Annotated in this window: 14 protein-coding genes; 10 read left to right on the top strand and 4 right to left on the bottom strand. The window is 60.0% G+C overall.

All coding sequences use genetic code 11. The features are described 5' to 3' along the window. Positions 1–286 precede the first annotated feature (286 nt). The 3 genes from FHT29_RS11825 (at position 287) to FHT29_RS11815 (ending at position 3,544) form a co-directional block, all read left to right on the top strand. Positions 287–1,639, top strand: coding sequence for an extracellular solute-binding protein (locus tag FHT29_RS11825; RefSeq protein ID WP_047557850.1), 1,353 nt, complete (start codon positions 287–289; stop codon positions 1,637–1,639). Positions 1,640–1,737: 98 nt separating this feature from the next. Further along, positions 1,738–2,622: an ABC transporter permease subunit gene (locus FHT29_RS11820; protein WP_037199880.1), complete on the top strand. Its 885-nt coding sequence runs from the start codon at positions 1,738–1,740 to the stop codon at positions 2,620–2,622. A 7-nt stretch (positions 2,623–2,629) separates the two neighbouring features. Further along, positions 2,630–3,544, top strand: coding sequence for an ABC transporter permease subunit (locus FHT29_RS11815; RefSeq protein ID WP_037199882.1), 915 nt, complete (start codon positions 2,630–2,632; stop codon positions 3,542–3,544). A 339-nt stretch (positions 3,545–3,883) separates the two neighbouring features. On the opposite strand, the gene FHT29_RS11810 is transcribed toward FHT29_RS11815, so the two are convergent. Continuing rightward, positions 3,884–4,996, bottom strand: coding sequence for a sn-glycerol-3-phosphate import ATP-binding protein UgpC (locus FHT29_RS11810; RefSeq protein WP_037199884.1), 1,113 nt, complete (start codon positions 4,994–4,996; stop codon positions 3,884–3,886). A 243-nt stretch (positions 4,997–5,239) separates the two neighbouring features. Here FHT29_RS11810 and FHT29_RS11805 point away from each other — a divergent pair, with 243 nt between their 5' ends. Further along, positions 5,240–6,697 carry a deoxyribodipyrimidine photo-lyase gene (locus FHT29_RS11805; RefSeq protein WP_047557852.1) on the top strand — a complete coding sequence of 486 codons (1,458 nt, stop codon included), beginning with the start codon at positions 5,240–5,242 and terminating at the stop codon, positions 6,695–6,697. A 3-nt stretch (positions 6,698–6,700) separates the two neighbouring features. Here FHT29_RS11805 and FHT29_RS11800 read toward each other — a convergent pair whose 3' ends face one another. After that, on the bottom strand, positions 6,701–7,531 hold the full coding sequence (locus FHT29_RS11800) for an SDR family NAD(P)-dependent oxidoreductase (RefSeq protein ID WP_047557854.1): 831 nt from the start codon (positions 7,529–7,531) through the stop codon (positions 6,701–6,703). A 293-nt stretch (positions 7,532–7,824) separates the two neighbouring features. On the opposite strand from FHT29_RS11800, the gene FHT29_RS11795 reads away from it, so the two are divergent. The 5 genes from FHT29_RS11795 to FHT29_RS11775 all read left to right on the top strand — a co-directional run bounded on the left by FHT29_RS11795 (position 7,825) and on the right by FHT29_RS11775 (position 11,638). Continuing rightward, complete coding sequence (locus FHT29_RS11795; RefSeq protein WP_047557855.1) at positions 7,825–8,865, top strand: cysteine synthase A; 1,041 nt, start codon at positions 7,825–7,827, stop codon at positions 8,863–8,865. Positions 8,866–8,869: 4 nt separating this feature from the next. Then, complete coding sequence (locus FHT29_RS11790) at positions 8,870–9,607, top strand: alanyl-tRNA editing protein (RefSeq protein WP_037199889.1); 738 nt, start codon at positions 8,870–8,872, stop codon at positions 9,605–9,607. A 61-nt stretch (positions 9,608–9,668) separates the two neighbouring features. Further along, positions 9,669–10,526 carry a 3-mercaptopyruvate sulfurtransferase gene (gene sseA / locus FHT29_RS11785; RefSeq protein ID WP_047557857.1) on the top strand — a complete coding sequence of 286 codons (858 nt, stop codon included), beginning with the start codon at positions 9,669–9,671 and terminating at the stop codon, positions 10,524–10,526. A gap of 2 nt (positions 10,527–10,528) precedes the next feature. Beyond that, entirely contained in the window at positions 10,529–11,095 is a 567-nt protein-coding gene (locus tag FHT29_RS11780; RefSeq protein WP_037199892.1) for a GNAT family N-acetyltransferase, read from the top strand. Between the two features lie 69 nt (positions 11,096–11,164). Continuing rightward, positions 11,165–11,638, top strand: a complete 474-nt coding sequence (locus FHT29_RS11775) for a DUF1203 domain-containing protein (RefSeq protein ID WP_047557860.1) — start codon at positions 11,165–11,167, stop codon at positions 11,636–11,638. A gap of 128 nt (positions 11,639–11,766) precedes the next feature. On the opposite strand, the gene ald is transcribed toward FHT29_RS11775, so the two are convergent. After that, positions 11,767–12,885, bottom strand: a complete 1,119-nt coding sequence (gene ald, locus FHT29_RS11770; protein WP_037199895.1) for an alanine dehydrogenase — start codon at positions 12,883–12,885, stop codon at positions 11,767–11,769. Positions 12,886–13,036: 151 nt separating this feature from the next. Here ald and FHT29_RS11765 point away from each other — a divergent pair, with 151 nt between their 5' ends. Then, positions 13,037–13,498, top strand: a complete 462-nt coding sequence (locus FHT29_RS11765; protein ID WP_037199897.1) for an Lrp/AsnC family transcriptional regulator — start codon at positions 13,037–13,039, stop codon at positions 13,496–13,498. A 6-nt stretch (positions 13,499–13,504) separates the two neighbouring features. Here FHT29_RS11765 and FHT29_RS11760 read toward each other — a convergent pair whose 3' ends face one another. Beyond that, positions 13,505–14,308, bottom strand: coding sequence for an endonuclease/exonuclease/phosphatase family protein (locus FHT29_RS11760; RefSeq protein WP_047557923.1), 804 nt, complete (start codon positions 14,306–14,308; stop codon positions 13,505–13,507). Positions 14,309–14,519: the final 211 nt, after the last annotated feature.

Below are 14,519 nucleotides of genomic sequence, written 5' to 3'. Positions count from 1 at the left end.
AGATCATGCATCACCATTCAGGCCGCCAGCAAGGAAGACGCACCCCTTTCGAGGCAAGTAACAATCCCCGCACGAACCGTCCTAGATTACACGTCTTTATTAGCGCCATCTCAAATACTTGATCATTCAAAGTTCGGCCGCCCGAAAACCCTCGCATCGACTGAAAATGGCTGTCGATCCGGGATTTTTGCCCTCAACAAACTGTCACACAGCTTGTCTATAACGCCGCTACCGCGGACTTGCGCAAGACCACCGGTTCCGAGCTTTCAAAAAGGAAATAGGGATTATGTCGAAACTTAAAAACTACATTTCGGCTGCCGCCGCCGGCGTCATGAGCTTAGCGCTGGCCCTGCCTGCTGCTGCTGCTCCGACCAAGTTCGATTTCTGGTTCGGCCTGTCGGGCGACCTCGAGCGCGTCGTTCAGACGATGTGCAAGAACTTCAACGAGTCACAGAAGGACTATGAAGTCGTCTGCACCAGCCAGGGCAATTACGACGCCACTTTGCAGAACACCATTGCCGCCTTCCGCGCTGGCAAGCAGCCTGCAGTCGTCCAGGTCTATGACGCCGGCACCGCAACCATGATGCTCTCCGGCGCCTATTACCCGGCCGGCAAGCTGATGTCCGAAAATGGCTACAAGATCGACTGGAACGACTACTTCCCCGGCATTGCGCGCTATTACGCAACGTCGAAGGGCGAGCTGCTCTCCTTCCCGTTCAACTCTTCGACCGCCCTGCTCTATTGGAACAAGGACGCTTTTGCCAAGATCGGCAAGACTGAAGCTCCGAAGACCTGGGAAGAAGCCGCAGACGACATGAAGGCGCTCAAGGGTGCCGGCTATGAATGCCCGATGGCGATCAACATCTCCGGCAACGAAAGCTGGCAGCTGATGGAGCAGTTCTCCGCGCTCCACAACCAGCCGATCGCCACCAAGAATAACGGCTATGACGGTCTGGACGCCCGTCTCGAGGTCAACAAGACCAAGTTCGTCAAATACGTGACCGACCTCAAGAGCTGGTACGATCAGGGCCTCATCAAGATCAAGTCGAAGGATCTCGGCCAGGACATGGTTCAGGCCTTCGCATCGGGCGATTGCCAGATGATCATGACCTCGGTCGGCGACCACGGTACGGTCGGCAAGACGCAGAAGGCAGGCATGAACTGGGATGTCGCCGAGCTTCCGGTCTACGCCGGCACCGAACGCAAGAACTCGCTGGTCGGCGGTGCTTCGCTCTGGGTTCTCTCCGGCAAGTCCTCCGATGAATACAAGGGCGCCGCCGCGTTCCTGAACTTCATCCACGACCCCAAGACCGCTCTCTTCTGGTCGACCAATACCGGCTACATCCCGGTCACGAATTCCGGCTTCGAATTCATGAAGTCCTCCGGCTTCTATAGCAAGGCTCCCTACAAGGGCCGCGAAGTCGCGATCGCCAGCCTGACCGCCTCCGAGCCAACCCCGATCACCCGCGGCATCCGTCTCGGCAACTTCACGCAGATCCGCGCCGAATTCGGCAACCAGATGCAGGCGATCTTCGCCAATAAGGTCGGCGTCCAGGAAGGCATCGACAACTTGGTCAAGAATGGTGACGCCGTCCTTGAGCGCTTCGAAGCCACCTACAAGGGCAAGCAGCTGCCGTAAGCAGCAAACCTCATAACAGACAGCGTCCGCCGGGGCCTCCCGGCGGACGTTCGTTATGAGAGCGAGAGTGGCATCGGGACCCTAAGCCGGAAGAGACCATGGAAAAGCGCATAACTTTCAACAAATGGAGCGTTGGCATCCTGTTCGCAGTGCCGCAGTTGCTCCTCATCTTCACCTTTTTCTATTGGCCGGCCGGTCAAGCGATCTTCTGGTCATTGACGCTGCAGCAGCCCTGGGGCGGCGGCAACATCTGGGTCGGGCTCGATAATTTCAAGGCCATCCTCGCCAGTTCCGATTACTGGAACTCGGTCACGATCAGCATCATCTTCGCTGGTATCAGCACCGGCATTTCCATGGTTGTTGCAGTAATACTTGCAGCCCTCACCGACCGGCAGCTGCGCGGCTCGAAGTTCTACAGCGTCGTACTCATCTGGCCCTATGGCGTCGCAGCTCCCGCATCGGCAATGGCCTTCCGCTTTATCCTGGCGCCTGAAGCCGGTTTCATGTCCGTCGTCAATCACTATTGGCCAGGATTTTGGGATCCGGGCCTCGACGGCACTGCCGCCATGGCCTCGATCATCGCTGCCTTCTCCTGGAAATATATCGCCTATAGCTTCATCTTCTTCCTCGCGGCCTTCCAGGCCATTCCGCGCTCGCAGATCGAGGCGGCTGCCATGGATGGCGCGGGCGTGCTTCGGCGCTTTTGGGATATCCAGTTCCCGTTGATCACACCGACGATCTTCTTCCTGCTCGTCATCAACATCACGGAGAGCTTCCAGGATTCCTACGGCATCGTCGACATCATGACCTCAGGCGGCCCGCACAACTCGACCAATCTCATGGTTTACAAGATCATCTTCGACGGCTTCAAAGGCCTCGATTATTCCGGTGCGGCGGCGCAGAGCATCGTTCTCATGCTACTGATCATCGTGCTTACCATCTTCCAGTTCCGCTTCATCGAGCGGCGCGTTCATTATCGTTGAGGCTGACATGGTCGAGCGCACACCCATCCTTAATTTCTTCACCCACTTGATCCTGTTCATCGGCTTCATAGTGGCAGTGGGACCGATCGTCATCGTGTCGATCGCCGCATCCCATAATATGGCCGACGTCAATCGCGTGCCGATGTCGCTGATCCCGGGCACCGATTTTTGGATCAACATGCAAACAGCCTGGACGACCGCCGATCTCGGCCCTAAGCTGCTGAACAGCCTGATCTTCGCCACCGGCGTCTCGGTGGGAAAGGTGATCATCTCAGCGATCACCGCCTTTTCGCTGGTCTATTTCCGCTATCCCGGCCGCCACTTCATCTTCTGGTTGATCTTCGTGACACTGATGCTGCCGCTCGAAGTGCGAGCTGTGCCGACCTATGCGGTCGCAGCGAACGTCCTGTCGCCCTATCAGGCGATCCTCGATGTCACTGGCATCAGCTGGCTGATCGAGCAGGTTACAGGCATTCATATCTCGCTGAACCTGGGGTTACTTAACTCCTATCCCGGCCTGATCCTGCCATTCGTCGCCACAGCGACAGGCACCTTCCTCTACCGTCAGTTCTTCCTGACCATACCTGACGAGCTGACCGAAGCTGCACGCATGGACGGCGCCGGGTCGCTACGCTTCTTCATCGACATCCTGATGCCATTGTCGCGCACCAACATGGCGGCACTCGGCACTATCATGTTCCTCTGGGCATGGAATCAATATCTGTGGCCGCTGCTTATTACCACCGATCCGGCACACGCGACCGCAGTGACCGAGCTCAAGCAGCTTATCCCGAACGTCGGCGGCCTTCCTGAGTGGCACATCGCCATGGCCGGAACGTTGATCGTCATGGTGCCGCCGCTGCTCGTCGTGGTTCTGATGCAGCGCTGGTTCGTTCGCGGCCTGATCTCCACCGAGAAATGATCGGATCGCCTGCCGCGCCTCGTTCTTGGGCGCGGCAGTTGCCAATCTTTCCTGCGCTCCAATGCCTGACATTCGAGCCGGCACATGGCCTCCGGATCCACGCTCCTTGGCGAGCGCCTCGCTGCGAGGACATCATCGCCGACAGATACCCGTCCTATCCGAAGGATAAGTCCGGGGCGGCCGATCCGAGCAAGGCGGAGAATTTCGAATGCGCAAAGTGACGTGCCGACAGATTTAATGGTTCGGATCCCTGCCACGGTCGCTGGGAATTCGGTAACAAAAAAGCCCGGAAATCGGTAAGGATTTCCGGGCGCTCTTCATAAAAATTGATATCTGAAATTAATGCGCCATGACCGTCAGCGGCGTGACGGAAGCAACGGCGTCGAGCCGCAAACCGGTATCCTGGGCGAAGAGGTGCGTGTGCTGTTGCGGCAGTTCCAGACCAACGGCCTGACCGGTTTGACCGGTCGTGTGATCGGCCACAGCGATGGCGAAGCTCGATCCGTTGATATCGCAATGGATGACGCGGCCGGCGCCGAGCTCCTCGACGAAGTCGACCGTCGCCGGAATGGCGCCGGGCGTGCCTGCCGGCACGAGACGCGCCTGTTCAGGGCGGATGCCGAGGGCGACCGGCTGGCCGGCATGACGCTTGCCGATATTGGCATCAATGCCGATCGGCAGGCCATCGAAGATGAACTGTTCGCCGTTCGCCGAGAACGTGCCTTCCAGGAAATTCATCGCCGGCGAGCCGATGAACGAACCGACGAAGCGGGTACGCGGCGTGTTGTAGATTTCAAGGGGAGTGCCGACCTGTTCGACATTGCCCTTGTACATGACCACCAGCTTGTCGGCGAGCGTCATGGCCTCGACCTGATCGTGGGTCACGAAAACCGACGTGGCCGAAAGGCGCTTGTGCAGGCGCCGGATCTCGACGCGCATCTGCACGCGCAGCTTGGCATCGAGGTTGGAAAGCGGTTCGTCGAAAAGGAAGACCTTCGGCTCGCGGATGATGGCGCGGCCCATGGCGACGCGCTGACGCTGGCCGCCGGAAAGCTCGGCCGGCTTGCGGGCGAGGAAGTCTTCCAGGCCGACGATCTTGGCGGTTTCCTTGATGCGGCGGTCACGCTCCTCGCGCGGCACGCCTGCAACCTTCAGCGCGTAGCCCATGTTGGCGGCGACATCCATATGCGGATAGAGCGCATAATTCTGGAAGACCATGGCGCACCCGCGCTCGCGCGGCTCGAGCTGATTGACAACCTTGCCGTCGATGACGATCTCACCCGAGGAAATATCCTCAAGGCCGGCAATCATGCGCAGCAGGGTGGACTTGCCGCAGCCGGACGGGCCGAGAATGACGACAAACTCGCCCGAACGGAAGTTCAGGTCGACGCCATGGACCACCTGGTTGCGTCCGTAGGCCTTGCGAACTTGTTCGATCCGGATTTCCGCCATGTTGTTCTTTCCCACCTGTCAATTCTGGGCCGCCAATTGCTTGGACTGCTAGCGAATTTGCATTACAGAACAGTGACAAGGATCCTTATATCACAAGAGGCATCCCGATTTCCTCACGAGAGTTGCGCTGGCGATTCCATGACGATACGTGCGGTGGTGGAACCATTTCTCCACCCGCGCCGTATATGGCTGCGAAGGCAATGAAGCATATGAAGAATGCGGCACAGACGACCGGCGAGAACCATGACATCCTCCACCGATGAGCCGAATCCCATTCTCCTGTGGTTCCGCAAGGATCTCCGCCTTGACGACAATCACGCCCTGCAGGCTGCCGCAGCATCGGGCCGACCCGTTGTCCCCATCTATATCAGGGAGCCGGAAGCGAAGGGCTGCGGGCCGCTCGGGGCAGCACAGCGGTGGTGGCTCCATCATTCCCTCGCCGCCTTAGATAAAAGCCTCCACGGCCTCGGCAGCAAGCTTGTTCTGCGAACGGGCGATGCGCTGTCGGTCATTGAAAGGCTTCTCGAGGAGACGGGTGCAGAGGCCATCGTCTGGAACCGGCGTTATGACCCCGCCGGCATGGCGGTGGATGTGGACGTCAAGAAGACCTTGCGCGATGCCGGCATGAAGGCAAACAGCTTTGCCGGTCAGCTGCTGCATGAGCCGTCACGCGTGCGCACCGGCACCGGCAACCCGTACAAGACCTACACGCCGTTCTGGCGGGCGCTGGAGCAGTTCGGCGAGCCGCCCTTTCCGATCGACGCACCTACAAAGCTCTGCGCGCCCGGCCACTGGCCGCTATCGGATTCGCTCGGCTCATGGTCGCTGCTGCCCACCAAGCCGAACTGGGCCTCGAATTTCCCGGATATGTGGCTGCCTGGCGAGGCTGCGGCACGCGGGAAGCTGGGCGACTTCATCGAGACCGCGCTCGACAGCTATGCGGTCGATCGCGATTTTCCCGACAAGCCGGCAACATCCATGCTGTCGCCGCACCTGGCGCTCGGCGAGATTTCCCCGGCCCGGATATGGCACGCTACGCGAGGTCTTCCCAAAAACATCCCGACGGATAATATCGTGCGCTTTCGCAAGGAAGTCGCCTGGCGGGAATTCTGCTACCATCAGCTCTTCCACTTCCCCAACCTCAACTCTGCCAATTGGAACGATCGATATGACGACTTTCCATGGCGCTCGGATGCGCAGCTTTTCGACAGTTGGCGACGTGGGCAAACAGGATATCCGATCGTCGATGCCGGCATGCGGCAGCTCTGGCGCCATGGCTGGATGCACAATCGCGTCCGCATGATCGTCGCCTCCTTCCTGATCAAGGATCTGTTGATCGACTGGTGCGAGGGGGAAGCCTGGTTCCGCGACACGCTTGTCGATGCCGACCCGGCCGCTAACGCCGCAAACTGGCAATGGGTGGCGGGCTCAGGTGCGGATGCGTCGCCCTTCTTCCGTATCTTCAATCCGGTGCTGCAGGGTGAAAAATTCGATTCGGATGGCGGCTATATCAGAACCTTCGTGCCGGAACTGGCCGATCTCGACAACAAGTATATCCATCGGCCATTTGAAGCGCCTGACGATGTGCTGAGACGCGCAGGCGTGACGCTTGGCCAGCACTATCCGCGGCCGATCGTCGATCACGCTCTGGCACGGCGACGCGCGCTCGATGCGCTCGCGTCGCTGAAGAATGATGAGTAGACGCTATTCCGCCGGATGCGGCGTTGCTCGCGTGTCGACCGACCGCCGTTTAGCGCCGCTCCCCAGAAAATATCTGACTACACGGAAATAGAGGCTATAGGGCAGCAGCTTCAACAGCTTTGCCCGGTAGACCAGACTCTTCGGGAAGCAGATATCGAAAGCCGGGGATTTCAATCCGGCAGCGATCGCATCGGCCGCCTCGTTGGCGGACAGAATGCCCGGCATGGCGAATTTGTTCTTCGCCGTCAGCGGCGCTTCAACATAGCCGGGGGTCACAAGCTGGATATGGATGCCCATACGATCGAGCTCGAAGTTCAGGCTTTCCGCCATGTTGATCAAGGCAGCTTTGGTGGCGCCGTAAGCGGCACAGCCGGGAAGACCGGCATAACCCGCAACGGAAGAGACGATGGCGATCTGGCCATATCCTCTGGCCCGCATATGCCGCACCGCCGGAACGAGACAGTTGACGACACCATGGAGATTGACGGCAAAACTGCGGTCGAAAACCTCGTGGTTCAAGTCCTCGCCGCGCGCCGGCAGATAGATGCCGGCATTGAGAACCGCCAAGGCAACAGCGCCGTGCTGATATTCGATCGCGGCGACGGTGTGCTCCATGTCTTCGGCCTGGGTCACGTCGCCATCGAGCACGACGATGCTGCCGGGAAGTTCGCTCGCCTCCGCCTGCAATGCCAAAAGCTTGTCGTGGCTGCGGGCCGTTACGGCCACTTTATACCCTTCGCCCGCCAGTTTCAGCGCCAGCGCTCGGCCCATGCCGGAACTGGCGCCGGTGATCCAGACGACTCCGTGTTCAGGACGCGCAATGAACGGGCTCATGCTCTTCTCCTTGGCTGACGGCCGCCTACATCAAACACTCAACCGCGGCCGCCCGTAGCATTTTAGAAATAACGTATCATTGTGGCCGCTTTCGGCCAGTCTGTTGCCTTCGATGCGGAAATCTATGTCACCAACCAGGGACAAGTGAAGGGCCGCGACGCGTAGGCGATTAGTGTCGCCCAAGTTGAATTTTGCAGGCCGAACGAAGAGCGAGGAACAGAATTTCTTGCCTATGCCGCCTTGTGAAGGGAAAAGACCGTTCTTACAGTAGTCGTGAACAGAAGGCAGATTCCATGACCGTCCACCCCTCCGTCCTCGAAGCAATTGGCAATACGCCGCTGATCAAGCTCAAGGGCGCCTCCGAGGCGACGGGCTCGACCATTCTCGGCAAGGCCGAGTTCCTGAACCCCGGTCAGTCGGTCAAGGATCGCGCCGCGCTCTACATCATTCGCGATGCCGAGAAGAAGGGGCTGCTCAGGCCCGGCGGCGTCATCGTCGAGGGCACGGCGGGTAATACGGGTATCGGCCTCACGCTGGTCGCCAAGGCGCTCGGTTATCGCACGGTGATCGTCATTCCGGAGACCCAGAGCCAGGAAAAGAAGGATGCGCTGAAGCTGCTCGGCGCGGAACTGGTCGAGGTCCCAGCGGTTCCCTACAAGAACCCGAACAATTATGTGAAGCTGTCCGGCCGGCTTGCCGAGCAATTGGCGAAGACGGAGCCGAACGGCGCGATCTGGGCGAACCAGTTCGACAACGTCGCCAACCGGCAGGCGCATATCGAGACGACCGCCAAGGAAATCTGGGCCGACACGTCAGGCAAGGTCGATGGCTTCATCTGCTCGGTCGGCTCCGGCGGCACACTGGCCGGCGTCGCCATGGGCCTGCATGCCTTCAACAAGGACATCAAGATCGGCATCGCCGACCCGGAAGGCGCTGCGCTCTATGAGTTCTACAAGAACGGCGAGTTGAAGTCCTCCGGCTCCTCGATCACCGAGGGCATCGGTCAGGGCCGCGTGACGGCCAATCTGGAGGGCTTTACTCCCGACTTCGCCTACCAGATCACCGATGCCGAAGCACTGCCCTACCTCTTCGACCTCGTCGAATACGAAGGCCTGTGCCTTGGCGGCTCGACGGCCATCAACATTGCCGGCGCCGTGCGTCTTGCCAGGGATCTAGGCCCAGGACATACGATCGTGACTGTTCTGTGCGATTACGGCAATCGCTATCAGTCCAAGCTCTTCAATCCGGACTTCCTGAAGTCGAAGAGCCTGCCGCTGCCGGCCTATCTTGAAAAACGGGCGGATATTTCCGTCCCATACGAAACAGTAGCGTGATCCCATGGCCGTGAATGCCCTCTACCGTGACGATTTCTACCTCTCGACCGCCGAAGCGGTCGTGACCGCGATCCATGAGGATGGGGGCATCGAGCTCGATCAGACCTGCTTTTACGCCACCTCCGGCGGCCAGCCGGGCGATACCGGTTTCTTCGAGCGCGCCGATGGCTCCAAGATCATGCTCGGCCAGACCAGGCACGGGCCGATCAAGGACATCATCATTCATGTGCCGCTCGAGGGCCAGGCGCAGCCCATCCTCGGCGAAAAGCTGGTGCTGCACGTCGACTGGCCGCGTCGCTACAAGCTGATGCGCATGCACACGGCCTGTCACTTGCTCTCGGTCGTCTGCCCCTATCCGATTACGGGTGCTGCGGTCGGCGAGGATGAAAGCCGGGTCGATTTCGACATGAGCGAGACGATCGACAAGGACGAGGTGACCGCCAGGATGATGGCGCTGGTCAACGAAAACCATCCCGTTTTCCTCCGGTGGATCACCGACGAGGAGCTGGCCGCCAATCCGGGTATCGTCAAATCCAAGAATGTGCGCCCGCCGATCGGCCTCGGCCGCGTCAGCCTTGTCTGCATCGGAGAGGACTCCGCCGTTGACAGCCAGCCCTGTGGCGGCACACATGTGTCGGAGACGCAGGAGGTCGGAGCGATTCACATCGCCAAGATCGAGAAGAAGGGCAAGGAAAACCGCCGTTTCCGCATCCGTTTCGGCGCCCCGACCGACGAAAACTGACGCCGGCAAGCGTCGATATCCCGACACCGAGATCAAGAAACCATAGCAGGGAGAGATCATCATGGCAGCGGACAAAAGCCGTTTCGTCGTATCCGCGGACTGGCTGCAGAGCGAGCTGGGTGCCAAGGACCTGCGCATCCTCGACGCCTCCTTCTATCTGCCGGCGCAGAAGCGCAATGCCGATGCCGAATATGCCGGCGGCCATATTCCGGGCGCGATCCGCTTCGATCAGGACAAGATCGCCGATCACTCGACCAACCTGCCGCATATGGTGCCCTCGCCCGAGCTCTTTGCGGCAGAGGTCGGCAAGCTCGGCATCAGCGAGACCGATCGCATCGTCGTCTATGACGGCCCCGGCCTGTTTGCCTCGCCGCGCGTCTGGTGGCTGTTCCACATCGTCATGGGCGCGCCGAACGTCTTCGTGCTCGATGGAGGGCTCGACGGCTGGAAGGCCGAAGGTCGGCCGCTGGAAACGGCACTCCCGGCATTCGAACCCGCAACCTTCAAGCCGAATTTCAACGGCAGCCGTGTCGTTGCGCTCGACGAGATGCGAGATATCGTCGACAGCCGTTCCCTGCAGATCGCCGATGCCCGCAGCGCCGGCCGCTTTGCTGCTGTGGAACCGGAACCGCGCGAAGGCATGCGCTCCGGCCACATGCCGGGCGCCAAGAGCCTGCCATCGGGCGTCTTCGCCACCAACGGCAAGTTCAAGTCGCTGCCCGAGCTGCGTGAGACCATAGAAAAGGCCGGCATCGATCTCGACAAGCCCGTCGTGACCACCTGCGGCTCCGGCATCACCGCCGCCATCATCACATTGGCGCTCGAATCGCTCGGCCACAGCGGCAACAAGCTCTACGACGGCTCATGGTCTGAGTGGGGCAGCCGCGCGGACACGCCGATCGCTACCGGTCAAGATTGAGCATGGCATCCGTGAAAACGCCTTCGTCGATCAAAGTCCACATCACCCGTCTGGAAATGACCGCGCCGCCCAAGACGAGCCTGGCGATGCCGGTCAATATTCAGACGGCTATCATGCGTGCGCCGGGCATTCCGCTGCCCTTCTATCGCTATCTCTACCGTCAGGTCGGGGCTCGCTGGCATTGGGTCGACCGGCTGCGCATGTCTGACGAGGAGCTGACGGCGATCCTTCACGATCAGCGCAACGATATCAGCGTGCTTTATGTCAACGGCGCTCCGGCCGGCTTCTTCGAATATTTCCGCCAGGACGAGGAAACCATCGAACTCAGCCATTTCGGCCTCATGGAGCATGCGCTCGGCCTCGGCATCGGCAAATGGTTCCTGCTCCAGTCGCTGTACGCCATATGGACGCTGAACCCGCAACGGATCATAACGACCACAAACGATCTCGATCATCCGCGAGCGCTTCAGCTCTACCAGATGTTCGGCTTTTCGCCGATTTCCACCGGCCAAGGCATTGTCAGGCCGTTGAGCGATAAAGAACTGCTGGAGTTCGCCAAGAACAACTAGCGGCAGGAATCGGGTGGCTTCGCGCGATGGCCTAAGGCATCACATGGTAAACCTCACAAGGAGATTTCCATGTCCACCATCGCCTTTTCCGCCATGCCGACATCCGATGCCGAAATGCTCTGGAACGGAGGCATGGACGCCTATGGTCACCAGCCGGAGACCATGATCTCCGACGGCCCCGGCCATCCCTGCCGCCATTGCCTGCGCAATATCGATGCCGGCGAGGAGCTTTTCGTCTTCGCCTATCGGCCCTTCCCTGAATTGCAACCCTATGCGGAGACCGGCCCGATCTTCCTGCACAAGACGCCCTGCAAACGCTACGAGGTGAAAGAAGTCCTGCCGCCGGTGCTGGCGACCAGCCGGGATTTCATCGTGCGCGGCTATGGCAAGAACAATCGCATCGTCTACGGAACAGGCGCCGTGACGCCAATCGGTGATATTCCTGCCTATGCCACATCGCTGCTCGAGCGCGAGGACATCGCCTATGTCCACGTCCGCTCGGCGCGCAACAATTGCTATCAGTGCCGGATAGACCGCGTATAATCCAGCGGTTGTACGCTATTCAAAAATGCTACTGCGTCCTTTGCGCCAAAAGGGCGCGCGGCGTAGTAGAAAGAAGCGCCGGCATATGCTGATGCCGGCGCCTCCATCTGACGTGAGCGCGATGGGCTTTACGCTACGTTCAGGATGCTTTCGGGCGCGACGGCTTCATAGCCAAGCGCTTCGGCCACCGGCTTGTTGGTAATGCGGCCCTTGTGCACGTTGAGGCCATTTCGGAGGTGCTTGTCTTCGGCGATGGCGCGCAGGCCGCGATCAGCCAATGCGAGGCCGTGATAGATGGTGGCGTTGTTCAAGGCATGCGCCGAGGTGACCGGAACCGCGCCCGGCATGTTGGCGACACAGTAATGCACAACGCCTTCGACCACGTAGGTCGGGTCCGAATGGGTTGTGGCATGCGAGGTTTCGAAGCAGCCGCCCTGATCGATGGCGACATCGACGATGACGGAGCCGCTCTTCATGCCCGACAGCATCTCACGCGTGACGAGCTTCGGCGCGGCGGCACCGGGGATCAAGACGGCGCCGATCACGAGATCGGCGGTGAAGACCTCCTCTTCCAGCGCCTGGATGCTGGAATAGCGCGTGTGGACGCGACCGTTGAAGATATCGTCCAGCTGGCGCAGTCGCGGCAGGGAACGATCGAGAATGCTGACATCGGCGCCGAGGCCGGCCGCCATCTTTGCGGCATGCAGACCGACCACACCGCCGCCGATGATGGCGACCTTGGCCGGCAGCACGCCCGGCACGCCCCCGAGCAGGATGCCGAGACCGCCATTGGCCTTCTGCAACGCCGTCGCGCCCGCCTGGATCGATAGACGGCCGGCGACCTCGGACATCGGCGCCAGCAACGGCAGGCCGCCGCGCTCATCGGTGACGGTCTCATAGGCGATGGCGGTTACGCCGGAGGCGAGCAGGCCCTTGGTCTGCTCAGGATCGGGTGCCAGATGCAGATAGGTGTAGAGAAGCTGGCCGTCGCGAAGCTGCGCCCATTCGGAGGGCTGCGGCTCCTTGACCTTGACGATCATGTCGCACTTCTCGAAAATATCCTTGGCGCTTGCAGCGATCTTGGCGCCGGCGGCGGCATAGGCATGGTCATCGGCGCCGATGCCGGCACCGGCCTTCGTCTCGACCCAGACCTCGTGGCCGTGGGCGACATATTCACGAACGGATGCCGGCGTCAGGCCGACGCGATATTCGTGGTTCTTGATTTCCTTCGGGCAACCAACGCGCATTTCATTCCTCCTCGAATGCTTTTGCGTATGCAATTTCTCCAAGGGAAATCAGACCACCTCCGCCCTGAAATGTCCTTGCAAAGACGATTTGCGTTACGGTCATTTTTCGTGATTTATTGCGCAGACAAGAGTTTTTTCGAAAGATCTTCGAATGTCCGACCTTGACGCCATAGATCATTCGATTCTGCGGATGCTGCAGCAGAACGCGCGGATCACCAATGCGGAACTGGCCGAAAAGGTCGGCCTTTCGCCATCAGCCTGCTCGCGCAGGCTCGATATTCTCGAAAAGAACGGCGTCATCGACGGCTATCACGCGCACCTGTCGCACAAGGCGCTGGACTACAAGATGATCGCCATCGTGCACATCTCGCTATCCGGCCAGTTCGCCAAGACGCTTTCGGAATTCGAAACGGCGGTGAAGCGCTGTCCGAATGTGCTCGCCTGCTATCTCATGTCGGGCGAATACGACTACATATTGCGCGTCGCCGCGCGGGACCTCGAGGACTATGAGCGCATCCATCGCGATTGGCTCTCTGCGCTGCCGCATGTCGTTAAGATCAATTCCAGCTTTGCCCTGCGCGAAATCATCGACCGGCCGAATGTCGGTCTCTGATCCCAGTCAGCGCAGGTCCAGCAGCAATGCGCGGTGATCGGAAACTTCAGGTTCGGCCACAGGATCGAAATTGATCACCTCGATATCCGGCGTTACCAGCATGTAGTCGGCAAAGCGCGGCTCCTTGCGATAGTGGGAGGTGCGGGTGTCGCCATGTCCCCGCGAGGTGACGAGATCGACAAGCCCCAGGCTGCCGAGGATTTCGAATGTAACGCTGCCCGGCAGCACGTTGAAATCGCCGCAGACGACCAGTCGCTCGCCATCCTGCCGGACCTGGCGGATAAGCTCGACCAGTGCGTCCGCCTGATGGCGGCGCGCTGGCGTATCGCCCTTGCCTTCGATGTCTCGCAGGCCATGCATCTGGGCGATCGTGATCGGGTAGCCGTGCTCGTAGTCGAAGAGACGAATGCAATGCGCGTTGCGCGACCGCGGATGCGGTCCCCACCCATCGGCCGAGAATTCGCCATGGATGAAACCCACGGCTTGGCCGATGATCGGATAGGTCCTGCGCACAAAGGTCGCCAGCCCGAATTCGGACTGCAGCCGCCGATCGCCGTCGAAGAGATCGCCGCGCGCAACGGGCGAGAAGAACGCATCATGGGCCGGCAAAGCGGCCTTCAGCTCCTCGAAGAGATTGGCCCGCTGCAGGAGCTCGACGCCGTGGTCGCGATAAACAAGCCATTCGGATTCGGCATCGTGTGTCCGAACCACTTCCTGCAGGCACAACACATCCGCATCGATATCGACGAGGTAGGGCATCAACGGCTCATGCAGCCGGCCGCCCCATGCATTCAAGGAAACGATGCGCAATATCCTTCCCTCTCCAATAGCTGTATCCAAATCGCCGGTCGCGCGCAGGCTGACCAACATCGGAAAATCTGCCAGGCCTTTCGGGAGCCTCCAAGGCAATCCCCTGATCGCGTGGTACCGATTCGGGACGCTCGGCTACAATTTTAGCGGTTACCCTCAGAATCTTTCAATGCTTGCATGCTATGCAAAGACTGAAAAAGATATGCGAACC

The sequence above is a fragment of the Rhizobium sp. SG741 genome, assembly GCF_012275435.1.
GTDB classification, from domain to species: domain Bacteria; phylum Pseudomonadota; class Alphaproteobacteria; order Rhizobiales; family Rhizobiaceae; genus Rhizobium; species Rhizobium lusitanum.
Note: the sequence above shows the minus strand (reverse complement) of the source record. Positions and strands in the feature narration are given on the sequence as shown.

Bases quoted from the DNA above. Each gene is read 5' to 3' on its own strand.
- ald (WP_037199895.1), bottom strand. From the start codon at position 12,885: ATGCGCGTTGGTTGCCCGAAGGAAATCAAGAACCACGAATATCGCGTC.
- FHT29_RS11805 (WP_047557852.1), top strand. From the start codon at position 5,240: ATGACATCCTCCACCGATGAGCCGAATCCCATTCTCCTGTGGTTCCGC.
- FHT29_RS11810 (WP_037199884.1), bottom strand. From the start codon at position 4,996: ATGGCGGAAATCCGGATCGAACAAGTTCGCAAGGCCTACGGACGCAAC.
- FHT29_RS11765 (WP_037199897.1), top strand. From the start codon at position 13,037: ATGTCCGACCTTGACGCCATAGATCATTCGATTCTGCGGATGCTGCAG.
- FHT29_RS11795 (WP_047557855.1), top strand. From the start codon at position 7,825: ATGACCGTCCACCCCTCCGTCCTCGAAGCAATTGGCAATACGCCGCTG.
- FHT29_RS11825 (WP_047557850.1), top strand. From the start codon at position 287: ATGTCGAAACTTAAAAACTACATTTCGGCTGCCGCCGCCGGCGTCATG.
- sseA (WP_047557857.1), top strand. From the start codon at position 9,669: ATGGCAGCGGACAAAAGCCGTTTCGTCGTATCCGCGGACTGGCTGCAG.
- FHT29_RS11780 (WP_037199892.1), top strand. From the start codon at position 10,529: ATGGCATCCGTGAAAACGCCTTCGTCGATCAAAGTCCACATCACCCGT.
- FHT29_RS11815 (WP_037199882.1), top strand. From the start codon at position 2,630: ATGGTCGAGCGCACACCCATCCTTAATTTCTTCACCCACTTGATCCTG.
- FHT29_RS11790 (WP_037199889.1), top strand. From the start codon at position 8,870: ATGGCCGTGAATGCCCTCTACCGTGACGATTTCTACCTCTCGACCGCC.
- FHT29_RS11775 (WP_047557860.1), top strand. From the start codon at position 11,165: ATGTCCACCATCGCCTTTTCCGCCATGCCGACATCCGATGCCGAAATG.
- FHT29_RS11800 (WP_047557854.1), bottom strand. From the start codon at position 7,531: ATGAGCCCGTTCATTGCGCGTCCTGAACACGGAGTCGTCTGGATCACC.
- FHT29_RS11820 (WP_037199880.1), top strand. From the start codon at position 1,738: ATGGAAAAGCGCATAACTTTCAACAAATGGAGCGTTGGCATCCTGTTC.